The sequence below is a fragment of the Pseudideonella sakaiensis genome (assembly GCF_048320135.1).
Taxonomy (GTDB): domain Bacteria; phylum Pseudomonadota; class Gammaproteobacteria; order Burkholderiales; family Burkholderiaceae_C; genus Ideonella_A; species Ideonella_A sakaiensis_A.
On record NZ_CP182947.1, the window covers coordinates 781,958 to 807,287 of the forward strand.

Annotated in this window: 23 protein-coding genes; 11 read left to right on the top strand and 12 right to left on the bottom strand. The window is 67.3% G+C overall.

All coding sequences use genetic code 11. From position 1 onward, the window contains the following. Positions 1 to 119: 119 nt before the first annotated feature. Positions 120 to 1,292 (bottom strand): isovaleryl-CoA dehydrogenase, encoded by a 1,173-nt coding sequence (locus ACNH6H_RS03460; protein WP_418315651.1) that lies wholly within the window; start codon positions 1,290 to 1,292, stop codon positions 120 to 122. Between the two features lie 138 nt (positions 1,293 to 1,430). Here ACNH6H_RS03460 and ACNH6H_RS03465 point away from each other — a divergent pair, with 138 nt between their 5' ends. Beyond that, positions 1,431 to 2,165 (top strand): TetR/AcrR family transcriptional regulator, encoded by a 735-nt coding sequence (locus tag ACNH6H_RS03465; RefSeq protein WP_418315653.1) that lies wholly within the window; start codon positions 1,431 to 1,433, stop codon positions 2,163 to 2,165. Positions 2,166 to 2,190: 25 nt separating this feature from the next. Here ACNH6H_RS03465 and ACNH6H_RS03470 read toward each other — a convergent pair whose 3' ends face one another. From ACNH6H_RS03470 to ACNH6H_RS03485, 4 genes are all read right to left on the bottom strand, one after another. After that, positions 2,191 to 2,670 carry a hypothetical protein gene (locus ACNH6H_RS03470; protein WP_418315655.1) on the bottom strand — a complete coding sequence of 160 codons (480 nt, stop codon included), beginning with the start codon at positions 2,668 to 2,670 and terminating at the stop codon, positions 2,191 to 2,193. A gap of 121 nt (positions 2,671 to 2,791) precedes the next feature. Next, positions 2,792 to 4,747, bottom strand: coding sequence for a response regulator (locus tag ACNH6H_RS03475; protein ID WP_418315657.1), 1,956 nt, complete (start codon positions 4,745 to 4,747; stop codon positions 2,792 to 2,794). A 10-nt stretch (positions 4,748 to 4,757) separates the two neighbouring features. After that, positions 4,758 to 7,310, bottom strand: a complete 2,553-nt coding sequence (locus tag ACNH6H_RS03480) for a PAS domain-containing protein (protein WP_418315658.1) — start codon at positions 7,308 to 7,310, stop codon at positions 4,758 to 4,760. Positions 7,311 to 7,323: 13 nt separating this feature from the next. Further along, positions 7,324 to 8,346: an ABC transporter substrate-binding protein gene (locus tag ACNH6H_RS03485; protein ID WP_418315660.1), complete on the bottom strand. Its 1,023-nt coding sequence runs from the start codon at positions 8,344 to 8,346 to the stop codon at positions 7,324 to 7,326. A gap of 187 nt (positions 8,347 to 8,533) precedes the next feature. Here ACNH6H_RS03485 and ACNH6H_RS03490 point away from each other — a divergent pair, with 187 nt between their 5' ends. Next, complete coding sequence (locus ACNH6H_RS03490) at positions 8,534 to 9,439, top strand: GNAT family N-acetyltransferase (RefSeq protein WP_418315662.1); 906 nt, start codon at positions 8,534 to 8,536, stop codon at positions 9,437 to 9,439. A gap of 37 nt (positions 9,440 to 9,476) precedes the next feature. Here ACNH6H_RS03490 and ACNH6H_RS03495 read toward each other — a convergent pair whose 3' ends face one another. The 5 genes from ACNH6H_RS03495 to ACNH6H_RS03515 form a co-directional block, all read right to left on the bottom strand. After that, a complete protein-coding gene (locus ACNH6H_RS03495) occupies positions 9,477 to 9,824 on the bottom strand; it encodes a hypothetical protein (RefSeq protein ID WP_418315664.1) in 348 nt (115 codons plus the stop codon). Between the two features lie 357 nt (positions 9,825 to 10,181). Next, entirely contained in the window at positions 10,182 to 10,535 is a 354-nt protein-coding gene (locus ACNH6H_RS03500) for a helix-turn-helix domain-containing protein (RefSeq protein WP_418315666.1), read from the bottom strand. Between the two features lie 96 nt (positions 10,536 to 10,631). Further along, positions 10,632 to 11,111 (bottom strand): aminoacyl-tRNA deacylase, encoded by a 480-nt coding sequence (locus ACNH6H_RS03505; RefSeq protein ID WP_418315668.1) that lies wholly within the window; start codon positions 11,109 to 11,111, stop codon positions 10,632 to 10,634. A 177-nt stretch (positions 11,112 to 11,288) separates the two neighbouring features. Next, positions 11,289 to 12,881, bottom strand: a complete 1,593-nt coding sequence (locus tag ACNH6H_RS03510) for an aminotransferase class V-fold PLP-dependent enzyme (protein ID WP_418315670.1) — start codon at positions 12,879 to 12,881, stop codon at positions 11,289 to 11,291. Between the two features lie 134 nt (positions 12,882 to 13,015). Further along, positions 13,016 to 13,465, bottom strand: coding sequence for a Rid family detoxifying hydrolase (locus ACNH6H_RS03515; RefSeq protein ID WP_418315672.1), 450 nt, complete (start codon positions 13,463 to 13,465; stop codon positions 13,016 to 13,018). A gap of 524 nt (positions 13,466 to 13,989) precedes the next feature. Between ACNH6H_RS03515 and ACNH6H_RS03520 the strand changes: the two genes are divergently transcribed. From ACNH6H_RS03520 to ACNH6H_RS03540, 5 genes are all read left to right on the top strand, one after another. Then, positions 13,990 to 14,328 (top strand): winged helix DNA-binding protein, encoded by a 339-nt coding sequence (locus tag ACNH6H_RS03520; RefSeq protein ID WP_418315673.1) that lies wholly within the window; start codon positions 13,990 to 13,992, stop codon positions 14,326 to 14,328. Positions 14,329 to 14,408: 80 nt separating this feature from the next. Further along, positions 14,409 to 14,918 carry a hypothetical protein gene (locus ACNH6H_RS03525; protein ID WP_418315674.1) on the top strand — a complete coding sequence of 170 codons (510 nt, stop codon included), beginning with the start codon at positions 14,409 to 14,411 and terminating at the stop codon, positions 14,916 to 14,918. An 85-nt stretch (positions 14,919 to 15,003) separates the two neighbouring features. Then, complete coding sequence (locus ACNH6H_RS03530; RefSeq protein ID WP_418315676.1) at positions 15,004 to 16,980, top strand: acyl CoA:acetate/3-ketoacid CoA transferase; 1,977 nt, start codon at positions 15,004 to 15,006, stop codon at positions 16,978 to 16,980. 273 nt (positions 16,981 to 17,253) lie between these two features. Beyond that, entirely contained in the window at positions 17,254 to 18,021 is a 768-nt protein-coding gene (locus tag ACNH6H_RS03535) for a cytochrome c oxidase assembly protein (RefSeq protein ID WP_418315678.1), read from the top strand. Beyond that, a complete protein-coding gene (locus ACNH6H_RS03540; protein WP_418315679.1) occupies positions 18,018 to 18,665 on the top strand; it encodes a cytochrome b in 648 nt (215 codons plus the stop codon). The genes ACNH6H_RS03535 and ACNH6H_RS03540 overlap by 4 nt, the downstream gene beginning before the upstream one ends. Here ACNH6H_RS03540 and ACNH6H_RS03545 read toward each other — a convergent pair. After that, entirely contained in the window at positions 18,604 to 19,296 is a 693-nt protein-coding gene (locus ACNH6H_RS03545) for a c-type cytochrome (RefSeq protein WP_418315680.1), read from the bottom strand. The two genes, ACNH6H_RS03540 and ACNH6H_RS03545, sit on opposite strands and share 62 nt — an antisense overlap. Between ACNH6H_RS03545 and ACNH6H_RS03550 the strand changes: the two genes are divergently transcribed. From ACNH6H_RS03550 to ACNH6H_RS03565, 4 genes are read left to right on the top strand one after another with little or no spacing between them, the layout of a single operon-like run. Next, positions 19,295 to 19,729, top strand: coding sequence for a c-type cytochrome (locus tag ACNH6H_RS03550; protein WP_418315681.1), 435 nt, complete (start codon positions 19,295 to 19,297; stop codon positions 19,727 to 19,729). The genes ACNH6H_RS03545 and ACNH6H_RS03550 overlap by 2 nt on opposite strands. Before the next feature lie 4 nt (positions 19,730 to 19,733). Beyond that, on the top strand, positions 19,734 to 20,693 hold the full coding sequence (gene coxB / locus ACNH6H_RS03555) for a cytochrome c oxidase subunit II (protein ID WP_418315683.1): 960 nt from the start codon (positions 19,734 to 19,736) through the stop codon (positions 20,691 to 20,693). Then, complete coding sequence (locus ACNH6H_RS03560) at positions 20,690 to 23,284, top strand: cbb3-type cytochrome c oxidase subunit I (protein WP_418315685.1); 2,595 nt, start codon at positions 20,690 to 20,692, stop codon at positions 23,282 to 23,284. Before coxB ends, ACNH6H_RS03560 begins: the two co-directional genes overlap by 4 nt. Next, positions 23,281 to 23,586 (top strand): hypothetical protein, encoded by a 306-nt coding sequence (locus ACNH6H_RS03565; protein ID WP_418315686.1) that lies wholly within the window; start codon positions 23,281 to 23,283, stop codon positions 23,584 to 23,586. The genes ACNH6H_RS03560 and ACNH6H_RS03565 overlap by 4 nt, the downstream gene beginning before the upstream one ends. A 42-nt stretch (positions 23,587 to 23,628) precedes the next feature. Here ACNH6H_RS03565 and ACNH6H_RS03570 read toward each other — a convergent pair whose 3' ends face one another. Continuing rightward, positions 23,629 to 25,227, bottom strand: a complete 1,599-nt coding sequence (locus tag ACNH6H_RS03570) for an ABC transporter ATP-binding protein (RefSeq protein ID WP_418315687.1) — start codon at positions 25,225 to 25,227, stop codon at positions 23,629 to 23,631. Positions 25,228 to 25,330 lie beyond the last annotated feature (103 nt).

Here is a 25,330-nt window from a genome sequence, read left to right on the forward strand (position 1 = left end):
AAATATCTGTGGGAGGGGCTTCAGCCCCGCTTTGATGGTGTGGCAGCAGCCCGAATCGGGGCTGAAGCCCCTCCCACAATGCAGGTCTCGAGCGCCGTTCGAATTCGCAGCGGCGGTGGTCAGCATGTCTCAGCGAACAGCTCGCGGCCGATCAGCATGCGGCGGATCTCGCTGGTGCCCGCACCGATCTCGTACAGCTTGGCATCGCGCCACAGCCGCCCGGTCGGGTACTCGTTCGTATAGCCGACGCCACCCAGCGCCTGGATCGCCTCGCCGGCCATCCAGGTCGCCTTCTCGGCGGTGTAGAGGATCACGCCGGCGGCGTCCTTGCGCAGCGTGCGTGAGTGGTCGCCGCGGTCGCAGGCCTGGGCCACCGCATAACCGTAGGCGCGGCAGGCCTGGAAGGTCGAATACATGTCGGCAATCTTGCCCTGCATCAGCTGGAACTCGCCGATGCTCTGGCCGAACTGCTTGCGCTCGTGGACGAAGGGCACGACGACATCGAGGCAGGCCGCCATGATGCCGAGCGGCCCGCCCGACAACACGATGCGCTCGTAGTCGAGGCCGCTCATCAGCACTTTCGCGCCGTTGCCTTCGCCGCCGAGCACGTTTTCTGCCGGCACCTCGCAGTTGTCGAAAAACAGCGGGAAGGTATTCGAGCCGCGCATGCCGAGCTTGTCGAGGTGCTGGCCGGCGCTGAAGCCCTTGAAGCCTTTCTCGATCAGGAACGCGGTCATGCCGCGTGCGCCCATCTGCGGCTCGGTCTTTGCATACACCACCAGCGTATCGGCATCGCCGCCGTTGGTGATCCACATCTTGCTGCCGTTCAGCAGATAGTGGTCGCCCTTCTTCTCGGCGCGCAGCTTCATGCTGACGACGTCGGAACCGGCGCCGGGCTCGCTCATCGCGAGCGCGCCGACATGTTCGCCGCTGATCAGCTTCGGCAGGTATTTGCGCTTCTGCTCAGGCGTGCCGTTGCGGTTGATCTGATTCACGCAGAGGTTGGAATGGGCGCCATAGGACAGGCCGACCGATGCGCTGGCGCGGCTGATTTCCTCCATCGCGACCATGTGCGCGACATATCCAAGGCCGGTGCCGCCGTCCTCCTCCGACACCGTCAGACCCATCACGCCGAGTTCGCCGAGCTTGGCCCACAGGTCGGCCGGGAACTCGTTGGCGCGGTCGATCTCGGCGGCGCGCGGCGCGATCTCGTTCTGCGCGAAGTTGCGGACGGCGTCGCGCAATGCGGCGATGTCGTCGCCGAGCGGAAAGCTGAAAGTCGATTCGAACACGCGGCCTCCTGACAATGTTTGAGCAACGCTCAACTATATAGGACCGAACCACTTTTAGCCAGTTTGTCTGTGCGAGATGACCAGGTAATTACCCTAGTCGCAAGGCTAGGCCCACTATTCTTGAGTAAACTTCAACTCATGCCCGACACCCCGTTGTCAGACCCGCCGCCCCGCGCCCGCCGCGCCGCGGCCAGCGCGAAGAGCGAGCAGCGCATCCGCGACATTCTGCGCGTCGCCCGCGAGGTGCTCGCCGAGCAAGGCTACGAGCGGGCGACGACGATCGAGATCGCGCAGCGGCTCGGCATTTCCGAAGCCACCGTCTTCACCTATTTCAGCGGCAAGCGCGAGCTGTGCGTGCGGGTGATCGGCGACTGGTACGACGAGATCATTGCGGCGATCGAGGCCGGCATGCCGACCGACCAGCCGGTGCGCGCGCAGCTCGATTTCTTCATTCACACCCACCTGCGGCTGTTTTTGATCCAGGGCACCGGCTTGTGCGCGCTGGTGCTGTCCGAAGGGCGCAGCAAGGGGCAGGCGCTCGGCGACAGCCTGCTGCCGCTGCAGCGGCGCTATACCGCGCCGCTGATGGCGCTGCTGGCGCGCGGCCAGGCGAATGGCGAAATCCGAAGCGACCTGTCGCTGCGGCTACTGCGCCACCTGGTGCTCGGCCCGGCCGAACACCTGCTGTGGGAGGTCATTTCACACGACCGCGCTGCCGAGCCGGCACTCGATCTCGAGGCAACCTCGCGCAGCCTGGTCGATGTAGTGTGGAGCGCGATCGCCGCGCCGGGCAGCGAACTGGCCGCGTTGCGACGGATGCGAGACGAGGTGGCAGCGGCATTGCGCGGCGCCGATCACGACGAGCGCAACTAGTCACGCCCGCCGCAGCGCAGATGCTTCAGGCGCAGCGTTCGTCGTGCAGTTTCAGCAGTTGCGAACGCGCGCCCTGCAGGCAGCGGTAGATCGGCTGCTGCGCGGCGCAGCTGGTGACGAAATCCGCGCCGAGGCCGCCCTGTCCGGCCACGGTATCCGGCGACTCGCGCAGTGCACAGCCGTCGATGCGGGCGATCACCGAATCGAGGTAGGCAATCGCGAGGACCGGATGCGTTGCCGATTTGTCGAGCACGATGCCCAGTTGCACCTTCAGCATGTTGCGTTGCGCCGGACCGAGCACTTCGCTCGGTTGCAGGCGGTCGATCAGCACACGTGCTTCGTCGATGTGGTCGGCCAGCGTCGGCGGACCGGCCACGGCGGCGCCGGTTGGTTCGACGCCACCACCGGCCCCGGCCCGATCGGGCGTCGGTGCCGGCCCGGTGCCGGAGTCTGCCGACGCGCTGGCGCCAACGGCCGCTGCGCGGCGTGTCGCATTCGGATTCATCTGTGCCCCTTTGCAAGATTCGGCAAAAAGATTCTGCCGCCGCATGCCTGGGGCACCTTGACCTGTCTCAATCAGCGATGCCTTTTGGCGGATCCGGCCGCAGCACCAAGAGACAACGCCGCTATTCGGCGCCACGCAGCATCAGCACGACCCGCATGCCCTGCTCCGGCGAGGTGTCGAGCGTCAGCTTGCCGCCCATGCGTTCGGCGAGCCGACGGGCCAGCGCAAGGCCGAGGCCGGGGCCGGCGTCGTCGACGCGTCCGAGCCGTTGGAACAGGCGGAACGCCTGCTGCCGCTCCTCGTCCGACATGCCGGGGCCGCAGTCGTCGATGCGCAGGCTCACCATTGGCCGTTCCATGCGCGGCCCGACCGACCAACGCAGCAGACTGCCGGTGTGGGCATGCTTGATCACGTTGTCAGCCAGTTCGGCGAGCAGCTGGCGCAGGCGGATCGGATCGGCGCGCACGCGCAAGTCGTCCGGTACCTCGTTACGGATCTTGACGCCAGCCCGCTCGGCGGCCTCGCGCAGCGGCTGCAAGGTCTGATCGATCTGCCCGCGCAGGCCGACTGTCGCCATCGACATCGCCAGCGTGCCGACGTCCGCGCTCTGCAGGTCGAGCAGGTCGTTGACCAGTTTCAGCAGGCGACCACCGGCATTGACGATCAGCCCGGCATAGGCCTTGACCCGATCGGGCATCGTGCTGGCTTCCGTCGACTGCAACAGCTGAGCAAGCCCGAGCACCGCATTGAGCGGCGTGCGCAGTTCATGGCTGGCGCGCGACAGGATCGCGTGGGTGGTCATCTCGACCGCGCTGTCGATCTGCTGCTGCAGGCGCATCGCTCCGGCCGTGGCCAGACCCTGTGCAACCTCGCGCTGGGCCCTGAAATCGACCACCTGGTAGAGCAGCAGGGAAGCATGGTCGTGGTCGTCGCCAGCCGCCGGGTCTGCCACCTTCGAGACACTGGTCAGGCTCCACAGCGGCGTGCCGTCGGCATGCTGGCAGCGCCGCTCGAACTGCACGATGGCCCGGTCGCCGCGCGCCAGCAAGGCCAGCATCTGCGCCTCGATGACACGGTCTTCGGCCACCGTCAGATCGAACTGGCGCAACTCGAGCAAAGCCTCGCGCCGGTGCCCGAGCATCGTGCACAGGGCGTCGTTGACCTCGAGCAGGCGCCCGTCAGTCGTCACCAGCGCCATGCCGAGCGGTGCCTGTTCGAATGCGGTGCGAAACCGCTGCAGGCCGCCGTGCCGGCGCTGGTCGAGCGCCTGGCGTTCGGCCGCGTTGCGCAACTGGATGACGCTGCCGACGCGCCGCCCGCGCTCGTCGCCGATCGGTGCACAGGAGATGTCGAGCAGCGTGCGCGTCCGGTTCCGCGCGACGGCGGCGACGGCCGGCAACATCTGCAGCACACTGCCCTGCATCACTGCCTCGTGCAGGGCCGCCGCCGGATCGCCGGTGCCGATGCCCTGCGCCGGTTCCAGGTTCAATACCTCGGACAGCGGGCGTCCATTCGCATCGATCTCGGCCCAGCCGGTCCAGCCCTCGGCGAGCGGATTCAGAAACAGCAACCGGCCGTTGGCATCGGTCAGCAGCACACCGTCCTGCACGCAGCGCAACGACTGCGCAAACCAGCGCTCCTCGGCCGCCGGCCGGCGCTCCAGCGCCGCCTTCGCGAGCGCCACCTCGACCGCTGCGCGCAGTTCGCGTTCCTCATAGGGCTTGGTGATGAAGCCGTAGGCGCCGATGCGCGCGGCGCGGTGAACCGTCTCGGGGTCGCTGTAGGCGGTGACGAAAAGGACCGGCAGCGCGCGCTTTGCGTTCAGTTGCGCGGCGAGGTCGACGCCGTCCGGGCCATGCTGCAGCCGCACGTCCATCAGCACCAGGGAGGGCCATTCCCGCTCGGCCAGTTTCTCCGCCTCCTCGGCGCTGCCGGCAATGCCGACCACCCGGTAGCCCTGCGCCCGCAGCTGCTGCTTCAGATCGAGGGCCTGTATCGCATCGTCCTCGACGATCATGATCGGCGCCGCGGACGATGGCGGCACCACAGGGCGATTGGGTTCCGGAACGGTGCTCATCAACTTCTCCTCAGGCACGGTCGGCCGCGGCCGCAGGTTTGGCGTCGAGCGGCCGCAGCAGATCGCCCAGGCCACTGCTGACGACCGTGCCGGGCCGCTCAGCGTCCCCGTTGGCGTTCGCGAAGCTCAGCGCGCCGCCCAGTTGGCCGGCCAACGCCACCGCGAGCTGCAAACCCATCGATTCGACGCCGTCGACTTCGAATCCCGGTGGCATGCCGATGCCGTCGTCGGCGACACGCAGGCAGGGCACACCGTCGCGCATCCCCAGTTCGACATCGATCCTGCCGCCCGTCGCCGATTCGAATGCGTGCTGCAGCGCATTGCTGACCAGTTCGTTGACGAGCAGCCCGAACGGCAATGCACGCTCGACGGTGACGTCGATCGGCTCGACCGCCGCATGCAGCACGATGCCGCGGCCGGCGGCCCCGGCGGCTTCGCCGGCCAGCTTCAGCAGTTCGGCGGTGTACTTTGTCAGCGAGACATGTGTTGCGCCGTGATGCGCCTCGCGCAACTGCTCGTGCACCAGCGCCATCGCCTGCACGCGGCGCGCGGTATCTTCCAGCGCGCGACGAGCCGGCTCGTCGGGCAGCAGCCGCCACTGCATGCGCAGCAGGCTGTGCACCATCTGCAGATTGTTCTTGACGCGGTGGTAGAACTCGCGCAACAGCGTCTCGCGACCGGCCAGCGCGGCTTCGAGGCGTCGTTGCTGGGCGCGCCGCTCGCTGACATCGAGCACCAGCGCGAGCGCCGCGGTGCCGGTCGTCGTTTCGACCGCCGACAGGCCGATCTCCAGTGGCACCGCCCTGCCATTACGGCGCCGCCCCGACAGATCGCTGCGCACCCACAACGGGCGGTCGACCGGGTTCTCGAAAAACCGCTGCTGCAGCCCGCGATGCGCGTCGCGCTGCTCATCCGGCAGCAGCGACAGCAGTGGCATGCCGGTCAGCTCGGCCACTTCGTAGCCGAAGATGCGCCCGGCCTCTGCATTGGCAAAGCGGATGTCGCCGTCGCGCCCGACCAGCAGCATGCCACTCGGTGCCAGCGCCGCGATCGTCGACAGCAGCTGTTCGCCGCGCCGGCGCTCGCTGACGTCGGCGCCGATCCAGAACATCCCGCCGCCGTGCTGGACGTTGGCGGGCACGAACTGGTACTCGACGATGCGTGGCCCGCCGCCGGTGCCGAAACGCTCTTCGCGCTCGAGCCGGATCGGCGATCCGGCCAGCGCCTGCTCGACCTGCGGCGCAAGCGCGAGCCGCCGCGCCTCCGGCAGGCCGGCGGCCCATGATCCACCGACCAGCGTGTCCGGGCGGCCCGCCGCCGCAGCGCACCAGGCCGCGTTGGCAAAGCGCAGCACCCCATCGGCATCCACATAACCAAGCTGCAACGGCACCGCGGCGGTCAGCGCCGTCAGGAAATGTTCGCTGTCGGCAATCCGGCGCTCGAGGCGGCGCTGATCGGTGACGTCCATCTCGTGCGACAGGAAGCCACTGACGTCGCCTTGCGGACCCTGCTCAGCCACCAGGATCGTCTGGATGCGCCGGCCTTCGACGCCGCGTTCGACCACGACCGTCTCACCGGCCAGCACCTGCCGGCGCAGCTGCGCCAACTCGTCCGCTGCCACGCCGCCGTCGCGGTTGTCGAAATGCAGCGTGCCGCCGCCAACCGCGGCGCCCTGCGCGAGCAGACGATTGGCGATGCGGTTATGCCCATCGGCCGACCAGTAGCCGACGCGGGCAGGCATCGCATCCAGAGTCAATTGCAGCCGCCGTTCGCCGATGCGCCGGACCTCGACCTCGGCCTCGAGCCGCTGGTTGGAAGTGATCAGCTCGCGCCGTTGCGACTGCAGCGCTTCTGCGGCAGCGTCGAGCGCCTGCGCGACGACGCCGATCTCGTCACCGTGCCGGTCGCCGCTGCGGTGTTCGAGCCGGCCGCTGCGCAGCGCATCGGCCGCATCGTGCAGCCGCCGCAACCGCTTGCCGAAGACGCCGCTCAGCAACCAGCCCGCGATGCCGATGGCCAGCACCAGCGCCAGCTGCAGCGCCAGCGCCAGCGCAGTCCAGCGGCGCAGCGCAGCGGCCATGCGCTCGTCGAGGTCGAACGACCAGCGGTGAGCGACATCGGCCGTCGACTGGGTTTCAAGGACCAGCCGCTCGACGAGCAGCGCCCTGCGCCTGGCGCGCAGATCGGCGCTTGCGCCCGGCGTCGGCGCCGGGTTGAGCTCGGCCTGCTCGAGCAGCGTGAACAGCGGCTCGAGCCCGGCCAGCGACGCGGCCAGCGGCGCGAGCGCGAGGCCGGGCCAACGCTCGCGGACATGTCTGACGCTGTCCGCCATCGCCGCCAGACGCTCGCGCCATTCGCCGGCCGTCTCCTGGCCCGGGAAAAGCAGAAAGTGGTGCGTCGACGCCAGCAGCGCCACCGCGCGGTGGTTGATCTGCTGCGCGTCCTGGCGACCGAGAACCTGGGCCGCTGCTGCGCGCCTCCCCAGTTCCATCACCGCGAGACTGGCCACCGCGAGGACGACCACGACGATGGTTGTCAGTCCGATCTGGCGGCGTATCAGCATCGTCGCAGCCCCCTCATGGGCGTTCGGTCGCATGCGGCCGAACGCGGCGCAGCAGCGACGAATCGACCATTCCCGCCGCATCGATCCCGGCGCCAGCCGGCGCATGGCCTTCCCGCACCGCCCAGCGCGCCAGGCTGCGCAGTTGCTGGACCAGCGACGGTTCGATCGACAGCGACGGGTGCAGGCGTTGCCACGCATCGACCTGGTTCTGCGTCGAGCGCGCGTCGGCGCCGGGCAGCAGCCTGATGATCTGCCGCTCGTCGTCGAGCCGCTGCTCGGCCGTCGCCAGCTCGCGCAGCAGCGACTCGATCGCCGCGCCATGCCGGGCCAGCTTGGCACGCGTCGTCACGAGGTTGTACGAAGCGGTGTAGAGCCCGGGGATCGGTATCGAGACCGCATTCGGGCCAAGTGCCTGCGCAACGCGCTCGCGGTGCGGCGACCAGACGACGACGGCGTCGATGCGGCGTTGAACCAGCGCCTGCGGCATCTCGCCGGTGGCCAGGTCGACGCGCTCGACGAGCGACGGATCGACGCCGCGGGTCAGCAGCAGCGAGTCGAGCACGAAATCGCCGCTCGAGCGCTTGACGACGCCGACCCGTTTGCCCGCGAGGTCGCCCGCATCGGCGATGCCGCTTCGACGATCGCCGATCACGCTGACCGAATTGCGCAGCGTCGCGATGCTCGAGACGATCACCACGTCATGCCCGGCCAGGCCCGCGAAGACGATCGGAAATGCGCTCGCCGCGACCAGGTCGAAGTCGTCGCGCAACAACCTCTCGACGCAGTCGGCACCAGAGGTGCACGACTCCATGTCCAGCGCGATGCCGGCCCGCGGCAGGTCGGCGGTGCTCTTCGCCATGCGCAACAGCACCGACAGGTCGTCGTCGGCGGCACCGACGCGCAGCGCGGCGGGATCCGCCGCCAGCGCCGCAGTGGCCAGCAGCAGGCCGAGCGCAGCCACGGCGTGGCGGGCCAGCCGCCGCAGGCAGCCAAGGAACGGACTGCCGTCGCGCGTGCCTCCGGTCGGGGCGGCCAACGGCACCCCCCTCGACGCGAATGGAACAAGCATCGAGCCATGGTACCAACTCGGCGCGCGCCGGCGACGAAGTGCGAGCGCTCGGTGCGCCGGCGAGCGTCGGCCAGGCATCGCGCCGTAGCCTGCGGCCGGCATCGCGATGCGTGCCCGAACGGCGGCTGCAACCCCGCCTTATCATCGCGCGACCATGTGGAATTGCCGCCGCGCTTTGCCCGCCGACTGGCCGTCGCTTGCGCCGCTGGTGCACCAATGGAATCAGCGCGCCGACGGCCGCGTGCGCTGCCTGCACGCCGAACAAGGCGCGACGCCCGAGCAGCAGGCCGAGTCGATGCGCGGGCTGGCGGCAGACAAAGCGGTTTTCATCGTCGCCAGCCGACGTTCCAACGACGCAGCCATCGGCGGCCTGGCTGGCGCCACCTTCGACGCTGCGGCCGGTCGCGCCTGGGTCTGGGGGCCGCTGGTCGACGAGCAAGACGACGCCGATGCACTGCGCGCCACATTGATCGATGCGCTGCGGCGAGCGCTTCCGCAGATCAGCCGCTTCGATTCTTTTCCGCAGGCCGACGAAGCGTCACTGCTGCGCGCTCTCGAGGCTGCCGGATTCCTGCACCTGCAGCACCATCGGGTAATGGCGCTCGAAGCCAGCGACTGCCCGCCAGCGAGCGCAGTACCGATCATCGACGCCGGCAAAACGCACCCGCTGCTCGGCGAACTGCCCGAGCTGCACGACCGCCTGTTTCCACAGACCTATCTTCCCGGTGCAGCGCTCGCCGCCAGCGTCGACGATGCGCACCGCCTGCTGGTCGCCATCGCCGGCGGCCGGCTTGCCGGATACGTCTATGTGCAGCACCAGCAGGTCGAAGGCGAAGGCTATGTCGACTACCTCGGCGTTGCCGAATCCGCTCGCGGTCAAGGGCTCGGCGGAGCACTGCTGACGGCCGCGGCGCGCTGGGCGCTGATCGAACGCGCGCTGCCGCGTCTGCACCTGACGGTGCGGCAGGACAAGCCGGTCGCACTGCGGCTGTACGAAGGCGCCGGCTTCCGCGAGGTGGCCGCCGGTGCGCACTGGATGTGGCAGCGCGCGCCAGCTTGAACTGCGGCCTTACGCCGCCTTCACGGGGCCAAGGCCCTCAGTGGCTGGTCTGCCGGACCGGGTTCTGTTGCGACCAGACGTACAGCCGGCCGTAGTCGCCACCAAAGGCACGCTGCTTCAGTTGCTCGTAGATGATCGAGCACTGCTGGATCAGCGGGGTATCGGTGCGGCCTTGCAGCACCGCTCGGTTGCACATCAGGTAGTCGCGTTTCAGTTCGGCAACCGTCAACGATTCGATGCGCTGCGTCGACGCCGGCTCGACAGCTGTCAATGGCGCCGCCTGCAGCGGCACCACGACAAAGATCGCGCTTGCGCAGCAGCTGCGCAGCCACCGAGACAACAGCTTCGTCGCCCCGCGCCCTGGCAATTCAGGAGTGATGTTCATCGGGTGCTCCTTTGTCGAGGCGGCGAACCGCCGATATCGGTAAGAGCAACCGATGGTTACAGCCGTTCCGGCGTTTGCCGGCCGTTGCAGTGTCAGCAAAAACCGGGTGCCGATGCAGGCGAAATGCCAGTGCCAGGCGGCCTGGCGCAGCTGCCGGGCGAAATCGCCATCGAAAGAGTCTGGCGGCTCGGCGCGGGTTCGCACTCATCGGATGCTCCTTCGCGAACGAAGCCGGCACATCGCCGGCCACGAAGAAAGCATGCGCGCGAAGCCGGTAGCAGGCCATCGGCCTGTTGTCCCGCCACCGCTTGCGCTGCGCGGGCGATGCGGCCCGGATGCAGGACCGCTGTCCCGGTTTCAGCAAACCGGCTGCTGGCGGGCGCCGAAACCGGCGTCCTTCGCCAGCACGATCGCCTGGCTGCGCGACTCGACCATCAGCTTCGCGAAGATGCTCGAGACATGGTTGCGCGCCGTCTTCTCGCTGATACCCAGGTGGGCAGCGATCTGGTGGTTGTCGAGCCCGCGGGCAAGGAAATCGAGCAGCTCGCGCTCGCGTTCGGTCAGTTTGGCGAATACCCCGAGATGGCTGGCCGGCGACGGCAGGAAATCGTGCATCGCCGCCACCAGCCTGGCCCACGCCGGCTCGTCGGTCAGCATGAAGTGGTTCGGGCTGTCGAGTTGCAGAAAGCTGGCGCCAGTTTCAAGCAGCAACTATGGCGACGGCAGGGTCACCGCGGCCACTGAGCGCCGCGTTGCGGACGAATGACCGGCCTTTGCGTGCGCTGACCGCCGACGCCGGCGCACCCCTCAGTGGTGCGGCCTGGCGCAGATCTGCCCGTGGCGGGCATCACCCATCAGCGCATGGAATTGCTCGTGCGGCATGCTCAGCAGGCACTGGTGGTCGCCGCATTCCATATAAACCACGTCGTTGGCCTCGAGCTCGTCGTCGACGATGGTCTCGATGCCCCAGGCCATGCCGACCGGCGGCACCGCACCGCGCTCGCAATCGGCAAACAATTCGGCGACACGGTCCTCGTCGGCCAGGTGCAACTGGCGGCGACCCAGCAGCCGCGCGAGCTGGCCGATCTGCACGACCTTGTCGGCCGGCACGACCGCCATCACCGCGCCGTCGTCGTCTTCGAGCAGCACCGACTTGGCCAGCGAGTGCGGCAGCACATGCGCCATCCGCGCCGTCTCGGCGCTGCTGTGGCTGGGTTCATGGGCGTGGAGCTCGTAGCGGGCGCCACGCTGGTCGAGGTAGTTCGACAGGCGTTCGGGCATCGACATGGCATCCTCCTTGGCACGGGAAAGACAAGCGGCCAGCGCGCCGCCGTCACGGCCGCTGGCTCGTCGGATGCATAGTTTGCGCCTCGACCGCGCTGATTTCCAGGACCGCTGTCGTCGGCAGGCCGGGCTCTTCCGGCCCGGCCCCCGAAAATGCCACCGAATTCGGCGGCTCGCCGATCAGCTGGCCACAGTGGCGATCTCGACCGCCAGTTCGCGGATCGCGAGCAGCGCGCGATCGATGTCGGCGGGGTCGTGCCAGAGGTGCGTCGACATCCGGATCGGGTAGATCGTCTGCAGAGTGCCCGCACCGGTGATGCTCGGTGTCGACGTATTGCGCACGATGATGCTGCGCTCGCTGTTCGCCCGCGAGACGAGGTTCGCCGATGGCGACTGCGAGATCGTCGCATTGGTTGCAGTGCTGCGGGCGATCAGATTTTTCGAGCCGTCGATGCCGTGGAACGGGTTGAACGACGTCAGCGCGCTGAGCAGACCCGGGTCGCGCGGTGAATACAGCGCATCGGCCGAACCCCAGATCTCGATGATGCGCTCCTTCGTGTAGTTCGACAGGCCGAGCACATAGGTTTCGATCTTCTTGCGCCCGATCGCGTCCCAATCGGCGCCGGCCTTCGTCACCGCATTGATGGCCGGTGTATTCATCGATCCGATGCTTTGCAGCACCGCCGCGATGTCATAGTCGCCGCGCTGCGTCCACGGCACCTGCCCGCCGCCGCCGATGCGCGACGGCCGGGTGCCGAAGGTTCCGGCCTGCTGCGTCGCGCTGCTGGTGATGACCGGGAAATACGGCGGCAACGTGGCTGCGGCATTCGCCCGCGCCTTGTTGCGCACGATCAGGATGCCGGTGCCGCCCGGTCCGCACTGCCATTTGTGGCCGGCGCCGGCCATGAAGTCGACCCCGAGGTCGGCATAGTTGTAGGCCATCATGCCGGGCAGGTGGGCACCGTCGCAGATCGAGATCAGGTCGAATTCCTTGCAGACCTGCATGATCTCGCGGATCGGCAGCATGATGCCCGTCAGGTAGGTCGGCGACGACCACATGATCGCGCGCACACGCTGGCCGGCTGCTCGCGCCGCGAGCACCTCGTTGCGGAACAGCGTGCGATACAGCGCGGCATTGTGCGGAGCGCTGCTGCCATCGAACAATCGCACGTTGCCGTCGCCGGCCGGCAGCGTGACCCGACGCACGATCACGCCGTAACGCTCGACGGCGATGCCCAACGGCACATAACCGCCGGGATGTTCATGGTTGGTCGTGATGACGACGTCGCCGGCCTGCCACGGGATGCCGAGGATGGCCTTGCTCATCCCGTCGGAGGTATTGCCGCTGATGACGATTTCATCCGGGTCGACGCCGAAGCCCGGTGCGAGGGCCGTGCGCTGGGTCGCGAAGTTGCCGTAGCCATTGCGCGACTCCCGCGCGTAATCAAGGTTCTCGGCGTTGTAGCTTTCGACGACCGAACGAGGCATCGACCCCGCGGTGCCGATGTTCATGTACAGCTTGCTGCTGTCGAGCAGGAAGCGGCTTTGCACCTGGGTCCAGAAGGCCTCGTCGGCAAGCAATGCCAGGCGTTGATTCTCCGCTGCGGAAGCCGCGGTGGCGCCGCCGCAGCCGAACAGGCCGCCGGTGGCCAGCGCACCGGCGCCGACACCGAGCACGCGCATGAAGTCGCGGCGTTTCGGCGACCAGCTCTGCGTGCCTTGTTGATCGAAGTCGGAGGATGGGCTGCAACTGGTGGAAGATGAATTCGACATGTCGTGATTCCTCGGTAGGGACTGGACTGGGTAGGCGATGCGGCTCGCAGGGACGAGCCCGACCAACCTGCAGGCGGGAGGCGCCTGCGGGGTGATGCGAGAAACATGGAAGGCGCAGCTGCTGCGCCGAGGGTTTATTTGGTCGCGATGACGGCGATCTCGATCTTCACGTCACGCGGCAGCCGCGCGACCTCGACCGTGGCCCGACTCGGGGCGCGGGACTTGAAGAACTCGCCGTAGACGGCATTCATCTTGCCGAATTCATTGAGATCCTTCATGTAGACGTTCGACATGACGACGTTGTCGTAGCTCATGCCCTGCGCCTTCAGCACTTCGCCGATATAGGTCAGCACCAATCGGGTCTGCTCCTCGATCGTCGTGCCTTCGATGGCATTGCCCGCCTTGTTCAGCGGAATCACGCCCGACAGGTAGTAGGTATTGCCGGACTGGACCATCTGCGAATACGGGCCGATGGCCGGATAGACGTTGCCGGTCGTATGAATGGTCTTGCCACCGGTGGCACAGCCAGCCATCAGACTCACGCCAAGGGCAGCAGCAAGGATCGGCAGTCGGGAAATCTTCATCGTATGGACCTTCTCAGTGGGGTTGGGGGGGGGGGGGGACGACTGGCAGCGAAGTCAAAGTGCCATCAAGACTGGTATGTAGATGTCACTTTGATGATCGTTGTCATTTTGAAAATCCTTGAGCACGTTGCGTGCCACCATCTCGATCGATCGACTGGGCGCAAGACGAGTCGACTGCGGGGGCCGATCAGCCCTCCCGCAGCGCCCGCATGAAAGCCTGCGCGCTGTGTAGCGCAGGCTCCTCCAACCTTGGTTCTGCGCGACCCGATCGGCTGCACTTTCGCGGCATTCCCGATGCCGGCTGCGGATCATTCCGGGGACTGGGGACAGTCAGCACCATCCGAAGTCATTTTGGCAATCGTTATCACTTTGGCAACTAGTTTGACAGCCCTTCCCGCGCACCAAATCAGGTCAAACCCGTAGCTTGTGCTGCGCTGCGCAGCGCAGCCGGCACCATCGTGAGGCTGCCGCGCACGACCTTAAAATGAAGCGTTGTCCTCGCCCGAACAGGAGGGCCTCACGCCATGACACAGTCCTACCTTCGCTTCCTCAACCTGGTGCAGGCCATTCGCGGCTTGCCGTCGGTGCCCGTGCTCGACCCTGTCGAAGAGCGCCTGCTGAATGCGTTGGCGGCGTTATGGGCCAACGGTGAACCGGTGACGGTATTGCAGGCGATGAACTGCGAACCGGACACCTCCCCTTCGACGGTTCACCGGCGCTTGAAATCGCTGCGCAAGCTCGGGCTGATCACCTATGTCGAGAAGGCCGACGACCAGCGCTCGAAATATGTCGAGCTGACGCCTCGCGCCAAACAGTATTACGCCGCGCTGAGTCGCTGCATGGAAAAAGCGACCGGGCGCTGACGCCTTCCCGGTTAGCATCAGTGATGTCTGGGATGCCACCGAATCAATTGCCCGCTGTCGCGATTGCCGTGGGCTTCCCGATGACGGCGTGGCTTGCGCTGTACCTCATCAACGACTCGATCTTTTCAGCCAAGTGGGCGGCCGGCATCGACTGGATTTTTCTTCCGGCAGCGGCCCGCCTGATCTCGGTGCTCGTCTTCGGCCCGCTGGCGGCGATCGGATTGTTTCTCGGCAGCCTGATCAGCATGCTGGCGATCGAAAATTCCTCGATCGGCAAGGCCGTCGGGATCGCGATCACATCGGCACTTGCGCCTCTCGTCGCGGTGGAGCTGATGCTGCTGCGCATGCGCATCGAACGCAACCTGACTGGCGTACGGACAAGCGAACTGATGCTGCTTGCATTCGGCTGTGCGGCGCTGAGTGTCTCGCTGCACAACCTCTATTACTGGGCCACCAGTCACCGGGCCGACCCGCTGAGCGGCCTGCTGCCGATGTTCATCGGCGACATCGTCGGCACGCTGCTGGTGTTTTACAGCGTGCGCAGCCTGTCAAGGGCGCACGCCAGGTTCAGCGCGGTTCGCCAGCGCTGAAGATCTCCTGCGGCGCATGCCATATTGCTCTTGGGCAAAGTTTGGCTGACGATCGGGGTGGCGCCGACGACAACCTGGAGAGATGATGCCGGACAAGACACTGTCAGCAGTCGACAACCGTGACGCCGGCAAGATTGCCTCTGCCGCCGATGCGGTGCGCCTGATCCGCGATGGCGATACCGTCGCGACGTCGGGTTTTGTCGGGATCGGATTCGCCGAAGAGATCGCGATCGCGCTCGAGCAGCGCTTCGTCGACAGCGCCGAACCGCGCGGGCTGACGCTGGTCTATGCCGGCGGCCAGGGCGATGGCAAGGACAAGGGGCTGAACCACTTCGCGCACGACGGGCTGGTGCGCCGCGTGATCGGCGGCCACTGGGGGCTGGTGCCGAAACTCGGCCGGATGGCGATGGAAAACCGGATCGAGGCCTACAACCTGCCGCAAGGCGTCATCTCCTGCCTGTTCCGCGACATCGCCGGTGGCCGCCCCGGCCACCTGAGCCGGATCGGCCTCGGCACTTTCGTCGATCCGCGCAATGGCGGCGGCCGGATGAACGAACGCACCGTCGACGAACTGGTCGAGTTGCACACATTGGCTGGCGACGAGTGCCTGGTCTTCAAGACCTTCCCGATCAATGTCGCGATCATCCGCGCGACGACCGCCGACCCCGACGGCAATCTGACGATGGAGCGCGAGGCATTGACCCTGGAGGCATTTTCGATCGCGACCGCCGCGCACAACAGCGGTGGCATCGTGATCGCTCAGGTCGAGCGGATGGCCGAACGCGGCAGCCTGAGCCCGCGCCAGGTCAAGGTGCCGGGCATCCTCGTCGACTGCGTCGTCGTCGCACGCCCGGAAAACCACTGGCAGACGTTCAGCACGCCGTACAACCCGGGCTACAGCGCCGAGATCCGTTTGCCGACGGGCGCGGTCAAGCCGCTGGCTCTCGACGAGCGCAAGATCATCGCCCGCCGCGCCGCGCTCGAACTGAAGGCGAACAGCGTCGTCAACCTCGGCATCGGCATGCCCGAAGGGATTTCGGCGGTCGCCGCCGAGGAGCGCATCGGCGATCTGCTGACGATGACCGCCGAGCCGGGCGTGATCGGCGGGCTGCCGGCCAGCGGCCTCGATTTCGGCGCGGCGATCAATACCCAGGCGATCGTCGACCAGCCCTACCAGTTCGATTTCTACGACGGCGGCGGGCTCGACATCGCCTTCCTCGGCCTCGCGCAGGCGGACCGCCACGGCAACCTCAATGTCAGCAAGTTCGGCCCGCGATTCGCCGGCGCCGGCGGCTTCATCAATATCAGCCAGAGCGCGAAGAAGGTGGTCTTCGTCGGCAGCTTCAGTGCCAGCGGTGCGGAGATCGGCGTCGACGACGGCAAACTCGCGATCCGCCGCGAAGGCCGGCTGCGCAAGTTTGTCGAGCAGGTCGAGCATGTCACCTACAGCGGGCAGGTCGCGATGCAGCGCGGCCAGCAGGCGCTGTTCATCACCGAGCGCTGCGTGTTCCGGCTTTGCGCCGACGGCCTCGAGCTGACCGAAATCGCGCCGGGCGTCGACCTCGAACGCGACATCCTCGCGCAGATGGACTTCCGGCCGATCGTCGCGCGCAACCTGCTGCAGATGAACCCGGCCATCTTCCGTCCCGAGCCGATGGGCCTGCGCGATGCGCTGCTGCAGCGGCCGCTGGCCGAGCGCTTCGTCTTCGACCCGCATCAGGACATCTTCTTCGCCAATTTCGAAGGGCTGGTCGTGCGCAGCGAGGCCGACGTGCTGGCGATCCGCGAGGCGCTCGCGTCGCAGCTCGAGGCGCTCGGCCACAAGGTGCAGGCGATGGTCAATTACGACAATTTTGTCGTCGCGCCCGAGGTGCTCGATGCCTATACGGACATGGCGCACGAACTGGCGGCACGCCACTATGAAACCGTGACGCGCTACACGACCAGCGCCTTCCTGCGCGCCAAGCTCGGCGAGGCCCTGCAGCAGCGCGGCACTGCGCCGCACATCTTCGAAAGCGCTGCCGATGCGCGAACGCATCTGATGACGTTGCGCCGCGGCTGACGACAAACGTGGCTCCAGTCCAGCACGACGTGCTCGCGATCGAGCGCAGCTCCCTGGCCGGGCCTGCCGAGGCGATAGCAGGTCAGCGCGCTCGCAGCTGATCTGCTGATGGATCGGCGCAGCGGCGCCGCACGCACGGCACGGGCCGACCAGCCGTGAGCGGCTTCAGCCGATCATCGCCTTCGCCATTGCCGGAGGCAGCTGTTCAGGCCTTAGACTTCGACGCAGGCAGGCGATTGTTCCGATGCGGCATCGGCGAAGGGCGCATTCAGCATGGACGTGGTGCAACGGTGGATTCCCTATTGCGGCGAGGCGCCGGGGCCGGAGGTCTGGCTGAGTCGTTGGAACCTCGATCCGGTGCTCGGCCTGGCGCTGCTGGCAATGGCGATCGCGTTGTGGCACCCGGCGCGCTGGCAGCACGTTGACGCGCGGCGGCGCCGCGACATGCTGCGCGGCAGCTGGGCACTGACGGTGCTGCTTTATGTGTCGCCGCTGTGTGCACTGAGCTCGGCCTTTTTCACGGTTCGCGTCGTCCACCACATGGCACTGGTGCTGGTGGTCGCACCACTGCTGGCGGTCGGCCTCGACCCGTGGCTGCGGCGGCTGCCGGCACCGCTGTGGACGAGCACGGCGCTGGCGGCGGCGGTATTCTGGGTCTGGCATGCACCCGCGCCGTATGCCGCGGCGCTGTCGTCGGACGCGATGTATGCGCTGATGCAGCTGACGCTGCTCGGCAGCGCGACCTGGTTCTGGTCGGCCATCAACCGCGCCGAGCCGGCCGCCGCGCTGGCCTCGATGCTCGCGACCACGGTGCAGATGGGCCTGCTCGGTGCGCTGATCACCTTCGCCGCGCGGCCGCTGTACCCGCCGCATTTCGCGTCGGCATTGAGCTGGGGGGTTGCACCACTCGAAGACCAGCAGCTCGCCGGCATCATCATGTGGGCTCCCGGCAGCATTGCCTACCTGGCGGCGGCAGTCTGGATCGGCTGGCGCTGGCTGCGCGCCGAGCGCGATCGCGGCCTGGACATGAAGACCACATGAGCCTGGTCTCGGTCGTCGAATGGGCCGAGGGCTACAACCGGCGCGGCCTGTACTCGCCGATCGGCGTCGCATTCCACTGGATCATGGCGGCGCTGATGATCGTGCAGTTGGGCTATGGCTGGTATCTGGGCTGGCAGCCGGTGGGCGGCGACAAATACCTCGGCTACCAGACCCATACCGAGATCGGCTTGACGATCATGCTGCTGGGCGCGCTGCGCTTCTTCTGGAAAAGCCAGGTCAGCGGGCCGGAAACCGTCGACGAGGATTCGTTTTCCGGCCGCGCCAGCCGGCTGCTGCAGGCCTGGTTCTATTTCAGCTTCTTCGCGCTGCCGATCAGCGGCTGGGTGATGTGGTCGACGCTGCCGAGCGACCTGCCGCTGTCGATTGCCGGCATCATCCCTTTCCCGAACCTGCCGTTCGACCAGTTGTCGGAGCAGCTGCAGCACAGCCTGATGCAGGGTGCCGCCCGCGTGCATTACTGGATCGTCTGGATCACCGCGCTGGCGATTCCGGGCCACGCTGGCGCCGCCGTGCTGCACTACCTGCTGAAGCGGGACCGCGTGCTGCAATCGATGCTCGACATCAACGGGCCGCAACAACAGGGTGTAGTGGGATCCGGGCGAGATGCAGGCTCAGCTGCCTGACCTGCTCGGGATCCAGCCGCTGCGCCGCCTCCACCATCACATGCCTGCCGTCATTGCGCCGCTTCGATTTCTGCCAGTCCTGCAATTGCTGCGCGAGGTAGAACGCCGGCTGCGCATTCAGCGGCGGCCCCTCGGCGGTGCCGATGCCGGCGACGCCGTGGCAGGACTGGCAGGCGTCGGCATACAGCGCGGCCGCCGACGGGTCGGGGGTTTCGCTGCTGGCCGGCGGCAGCGCCTGCGGCGGCAGCGCGGCATAGTGATTGGCGACCAGCACCCGCTCGTGGCTGTCGAGAAAACGCGCGACATCGCGCATCACCGCATGCGGCCGCAGACCGAGCGCATAGTCCTCCATCTGCTTTTGCAGGTAGCCGGCCGGCAGGCCGGCCAGCCGCGGCGCATCGAATCCGTTGCCCTCGCCGCGGGTGCCGTGGCAGGTGGCGCAGGCGTAACGCGCACCGCCTTCACCGCCGCTCATCGCAATCAGCTCGCCGCTGCGACCCCAGCGGTCGTCGGTCGGCTGCATGCGGTCGGTGCACGCGGCCAGCGCGATGCACGCGAGCAGGACGGCCGTGCCCTCCCGCAGGCGGTGGCGCAGCCGGCCTGGCCGATGGGGCGAAGGATCAATGAACATGGCCGCTGATTCGTCGGCGATGGCGGGGCGCGGGGCTTCGGGCATGCGTGATCATCGCGCAGTTCGGGCCAGCCGGTGGCTCGTATTGGCCTGCGCCAGCCTGATCGGCTGCGACGGACCGCCCGACCGCACGCCGACGCTCGGTGACGTCGACCTCGGGCGGGCTCGCCAGCTGGTATTCGACAAGGGCTGCACCGCATGCCATTCATTCCCCGACCGGAAATGGCCGCGCGGCAGCCTCGGCCCGTCGCTCGACGGTTTCGGCGACCAGGGCCTGATCGCCGGCCGGCTGCCGAACCAGCCCGGCACATTGATGCAATTCATCCGCAATGCACCCGCGATGGTGCCGGGCACGGCAATGCCGGCCATTGCGATGACAGACCAGGAAGCTCGCGATGTCACAGCCTACCTCCTCCAGCTCAAGTCTCGCTGAGGCCTTGAGCGGCTGGCCACCGCCGGTGCTCGATCCGCACGGCCCGTTCTCGAACACCGTTTCGACGCTGGCCTGGGTGCTGATCGCGATGGTGGTCGGTATCTTCCTCCTCGTCTGCGTGGCGATGTGGGTCGCGCTGTACGGCAGCGACGAACTGCGCGCCAAGCTCGGCGGAGAGCGGGTCGTCAAGTGGTTCGGGCTGGTGCTGCCGGCCGGCGTGCTGTTCCTGCTGCTGGCCTGGGGCACGACGATGGTCGCCGGGCTGACGACGATCCAGGGCGACGAGTTGCGGATGCGGGTTTCCGGCAACATCTACTGGTGGCGGGTCTCCTACCTCGATGCGGCCGGCAACGAGATCCTCGCCGATGCCAACGAGCTGCACATCCCGGTCGGGCGGCCGGTGGTCATCGAGATGGTCTCCGAGGATGTGATCCACAGTTTCTGGGTACCCAAGCTCGGCGGCAAGATGGACATGATCCCGGGCCGCGTCAACCGGCTGAAGCTGCAGGCCGACAAGGCCGGCAGCTACGGCGGCCAGTGCGCGGAGTTCTGTGGCGGCGCGCATTCGCTGATGGGCTTCATCGTTGTTGCGCACGACGAGGCCGACTGGCAGCGCTGGCTCGATTCGCGCCGGACGCCCGCCCCGACCGCAAGCGCCAGCGCCGCGCCGGCAGCCGATCAGGCCGAGGTGCTGCGCGGCCGGCAGCTGTTCGACGCAGTGGGTTGCGCGGCCTGCCACCGCATCGCCGGCACCTCGGCGCAGGGCCTGGCCGGGCCCGACCTGACGCATGTCGGCTCGCGCCACTCGCTCGGCGCGGGGATCCTGCCGAACAACCGCGGCACCTTGATCGGCTGGATCGGCGACAGCCAGTCGATCAAGCCGAACAACCGCATGCCGGCCTACCGCTCGCTGTCGGGCGAGCAGCTCAATGCGCTGGCGGCCTACATGGAGTCGTTGCGGTGAATCCGGCCGCCCCGTCAGGAACCGCCGGCAGCGCACCCGGTGCGGCCGCCGAGCCATCGGAAACCGGCTTCGACACGCGGCTGTACCAGCGCTTTCCGACCACCGGCGACCGACCGCCGGGCGAGCTGGCGGCGCTCGAGAAGGCCTGGGAAATGCCGACCGGGCTGCGAAAGCTCAGCGCGGTCAACAACAATTTCATCGGCCTGCTGTTCATCGTCACGGCGTTCGCGTTTTTCGCCGCGGCCGGCGTGCTGGCGCTGGTGATGCGGGTGCAGCTGGCGGCGCCGCTGGCGGGCATCGTGCCGCAGGAGACCTACAACCAGCTGTTCACGATGCACGGCTCGGTGATGATGTTCCTGTTCGCGGTGCCGGCGATCGAGGCGATGGCGGTGATGCTGCTGCCGCAGATGCTGGCGGCGCGCGATCTGCCGTTCCCGCGGCTGTCGGCCTATGCCTACTGGGCTTATCTGGTCGGCGGCGTCGTCTTCTTCAGTTCGATCTTCTTCAGCCTGGCACCGTCGGACGGCTGGTTCATGTACCCGCCGCTCAGTTCGGGCACCTACTCGAAGGGCATCAACGCCGACTTCTGGCTGCTCGGCATCGGCTTCATCGAGATCAGCGCAATCGCCGGCGCGATCGAGATGATCGTCGGCACGCTGCGCACCCGCCCGCCGGGGATGTCGCTGGCAAAGATGCCGATTTATGCCTGGGCCGTGCTGATCTTCGGCGTGATGATCATCATCGCGTTCCCGGCGATGATCTTTGCGACCTTTCTGCTCGAGCTGGAGCGGGCCTTCAACTGGCCGTTGTTCGATGCGACGCGTGGCGGCGATCCGCTGCTGTACCAGCACCTGTTTTGGTTCTTCGGCCACCCGGACGTCTACATCATCTTCATTCCGGCGTCGGCGATGGTCTCGACGATGGTTGTCACGATCGCGCGCAAGCGGCTGGTCGGCCATGAACTGGTCGTGCTGTCGATGATCGCGACGGCCTTCATCAGTTTCGGCGTCTGGGCGCACCACATGTTCACGGTCGGCCTGCCAGGTCTCGCGGCGGGTTATTTCTCGGCCGCGTCGATGGCGGTGGCGATTCCGGCCGGCGCACAGGTCTTCGCTTGGATCGCGACCATCTCGTCGGGCCGGGTGCAGCGCAACGTGCCGTCGCTGTTCCTGATCGGCGGCATCCTGATCTTCGTGATGGGCGGGCTGACCGGCGTGATGGTCGGCATGGTCGCCTTCGATGGCCAGGCGCACGACACCTATTTCGTCGTTGCGCATTTCCACTATGTGCTGATCGGCGGCATGGTGTTCCCGCTGTTCGCCGGTTTTTATTATTGGACGCCGATGGTCAACGGCCGCCGCCTGTCCGAACGGCTCGGCCGCTGGGTCTTCTGGCTCAGCTTCGTCGGCGTGCATGTGTGTTTCCTGCCGATGCACCTGACCGGATTGATGGGCATGCCGCGGCGCGTCGACACCTATTTACCGGGCCGCTCGTGGGACCTGCCGAACATGGTCTCGACGGTCGGCGCGATGATCATGGCGGCCGGCGTGCTGCTGTTCGTGATCGACGCGCTGCGCTGCTACCTCGGCCGGTCGAAGGCCGACGCCGGCAATGCCTTCGGCGCCGGCACGCTGGAATGGGTGCCGACCGGCAACTATTCGACCCGGTCGATACCGGTGGTCGACGACCTGCAGCCGCTGTGGGCCGACCCGCGGCTGAAGGACGACATCGTCGCCGGCCGCTATTTCCTGCCCGGCACCGTCACTGGCGGGCGCGAAACGCTGATCACCAGCACGCTGCGCGCCGAGCCGCAGTATGTGCAGATCATGCCGGGCCCGTCGTGGTGGCCGCTGCTGGCGGCGCTGTTCACGGCCGGCTTCTTTCTGCTGCTGACCGTCAAGGCGCTGGCGCTGAGCGCGGTCTGCGGCGTGCTGACCGTATTCTTCCTGATGCGCTGGATGTGGGACAACGATCGCCACGCGGAGCCGAAACAAGCCGATGTCGGCGCCGGCATCATGCTGCCGACCTACCTTGCCGGGCCGCAGTCGCATGCGTGGTGGGGTGCGGTGCTGCTCGACATCGTGCTCGGAATGATTTTCTCGATGGGGATGTTCGCCTACCTGTACCTGCTGGGCGCCCATCCGGACTGGTGGCAGGTTGAGGCGCCGCAGGGCGCGGTGGTGCCAGGCCTGGCGCTGCTCGCCGCGTCGATCGGCCTGGCCTATGCCGCGCGACCGGTGATGGCGCGTTTGCGCTACGGCAGCGGTTTGAGCGCGCTGATGCTGACTGCGAGCATGCTGTGCCTGGTCGCGGCGCTGGTCGTCGACGTGCTCGACTGGTGGCATGCCGGCCTGCGCGGGTCGGCCAGCGGGCAAGGCGCATCGGTCTATGCGATGCTGGCCTGGCATTCGTCGATCGTCACCGCAGTCGTGTTGTCGGCGTTCTACTACGTCGCGCGCTGGATGCGCGGGCTGGCACCCGGGCCGGCCAACAAGACGATGGAGGCGCTGCGCGTGTTGTTCATCTTTGCCGCGCTCGAAGGCTGCGCCGGGCTGCTGCTGCCGCGCTGGGTGCCATGGGGTGTCACATGACACTGCTCGGGCTGTCCGGCTGGAAACCGGTGCTGACACCGTTCGTGATCTGGTTCGTGCATTTCATGGCGTCCTGGTCCGCCGTCGAGATCTGGCCGCACCAGTGGCAGGCCAACCTGCTGGCCTGGGGATTTACCGCGCTGGCACTGCTGGCGCTGGCCGTTCATTGGCGGCAGCTCGCGCGCAGCGTGCCCGATGGCGAACTGGCGCGCTGGACGCACCGCTTCGGCCAGGGCGCGGTGGCGATCGCCGCCGTGGCGGTGGTCTTCAGCGCGCTGCCGTCGCTCGTTTTTCTGCCTTGAACTGCGGGATGGCGCAGTGCCGGCGCGCCGACCGAGGACGCGTCAGGCGGCTGCCGCGTCCAGGTGCGCCGCCGCCAGCAATTCCCTTGTATAGGCCTCGCGCGGATTGGCAAACAGCGCCTCGGCCTCGCCTTCCTCGATCACGTCGCCGGCCTTCATCACCATCACGCGGTGCGACATCGCGCGCACCACCGCCAGATCGTGGCTGATGAAGATGTAGCTCATGCCATAGTGGCGCTGCAGATCGCCGAGCAGTTTCAGCACCTGCTGCTGCACCGAGACGTCGAGCGCCGAGGTCGGCTCGTCGAGCACCAGAACTTCGGGCCGCAGCACCACCGCACGGGCGATCGCGATGCGCTGCCGCTGGCCGCCGCTGAACTCGTGCGGATAACGCTGCAGCACGCCGGCCACACCCTGCCGCTCCGACAGGCCGACCTCGTCGAGCATCTCGAGCACCAGCTTGTCGCGCTCGGCGTCGCTCAGCTCGCTGCGGTGCAATGCAAGACCTTCGCCGACGATCTGGCCGATCGTCATCCGCGGGCTCAGCGATGCAAACGGATCCTGGAACACCACCTGCATGCGCCGCCTCATGCCGCGCAGGTGCTTTCGGTCGGCATTGTCGATGCGCACGCCGTCGATCGAGATCTCGCCTTGCGAGATCGGCTGCAGCGCGAGCAGCGCCATCCCGAGCGTCGTTTTGCCGGAGCCCGATTCACCAACGATGCCGAGCGTCTCGCCGCGGCGCAGGCTCAGCGTCGCGCCCTTCACCGCCTGGAACTGGCGCTTGCCGAACCAGCCCTCGCTGAAGCTGAAGCTGACGCCAACCCGTTCGCCGCGCACCAGCAGCTGCGCATCGGCCGGCACCTCCTCTACTACCCGCTGCGGCCGGCTCGCCAGCAGGCGCTGGGTATACGAGTGCTTCGGCGATGCAAATACCTCGGCGGTCGGCCCGGTCTCGACCAGCCGGCCGCGTTCCATCACGCCGACCCGGTGCGTGAAGCGGCGGACCAGGTTCAGGTCGTGGGTGATGAACAGCAGCGCCATGCCCATCTCGGCCTGCAGTTCGTCGAGCAGCGCGAGGATCTGCGCCTGGATCGTCACATCGAGCGCGGTGGTCGGCTCGTCGCAGATCAGCAGCCGCGGCTTGCAGGCCAGCGCCATCGCGATCATCGCGCGCTGCCGCTGGCCCCCCGACAACTGGTGCGGATAGACATCGATGCGCTTCTCCGGCTCCGGGATGCCGGTCCGCGCCAACAATTCGATTGCCCGCGCCCGCGCCTGGTTCGGCCGCAAGGCCTCGTGCACCTCGAGCACCTCGCCGATCTGGTTGCCGACCGTATACAACGGGTTCAGCGCCGTCATCGGCTCCTGGAAAATCATCGAGATGCTGGCGCCGCGGATGCCACGCATCTCGCGTTCGCTTTTCTTCATCAGGTCTTCGCCGTCGAAGCGGATCGCCCCGCTCGACTGCGCCGCGTCGACCAGCCGCAGCACCGACAGTGCGGTGATCGACTTGCCCGAACCCGATTCGCCGACCAGCGCGAACTTCTCGCCGGCAGCAATCGAGAACGACACTTCGTTGACGACGGTGCTGGCGCCGAAGCGCACGCTCAGGTGGTCGATTTCAAGCAGGGGTTTCATCAGTCGATATTCCTTCGTCCGAGCGAGGCCGACGGTCGGCAGCGGAGGACATCAGCGCAGCGGTGCACCCCGCCGTCCTGACCGCACGCGGAACGAGATCGGC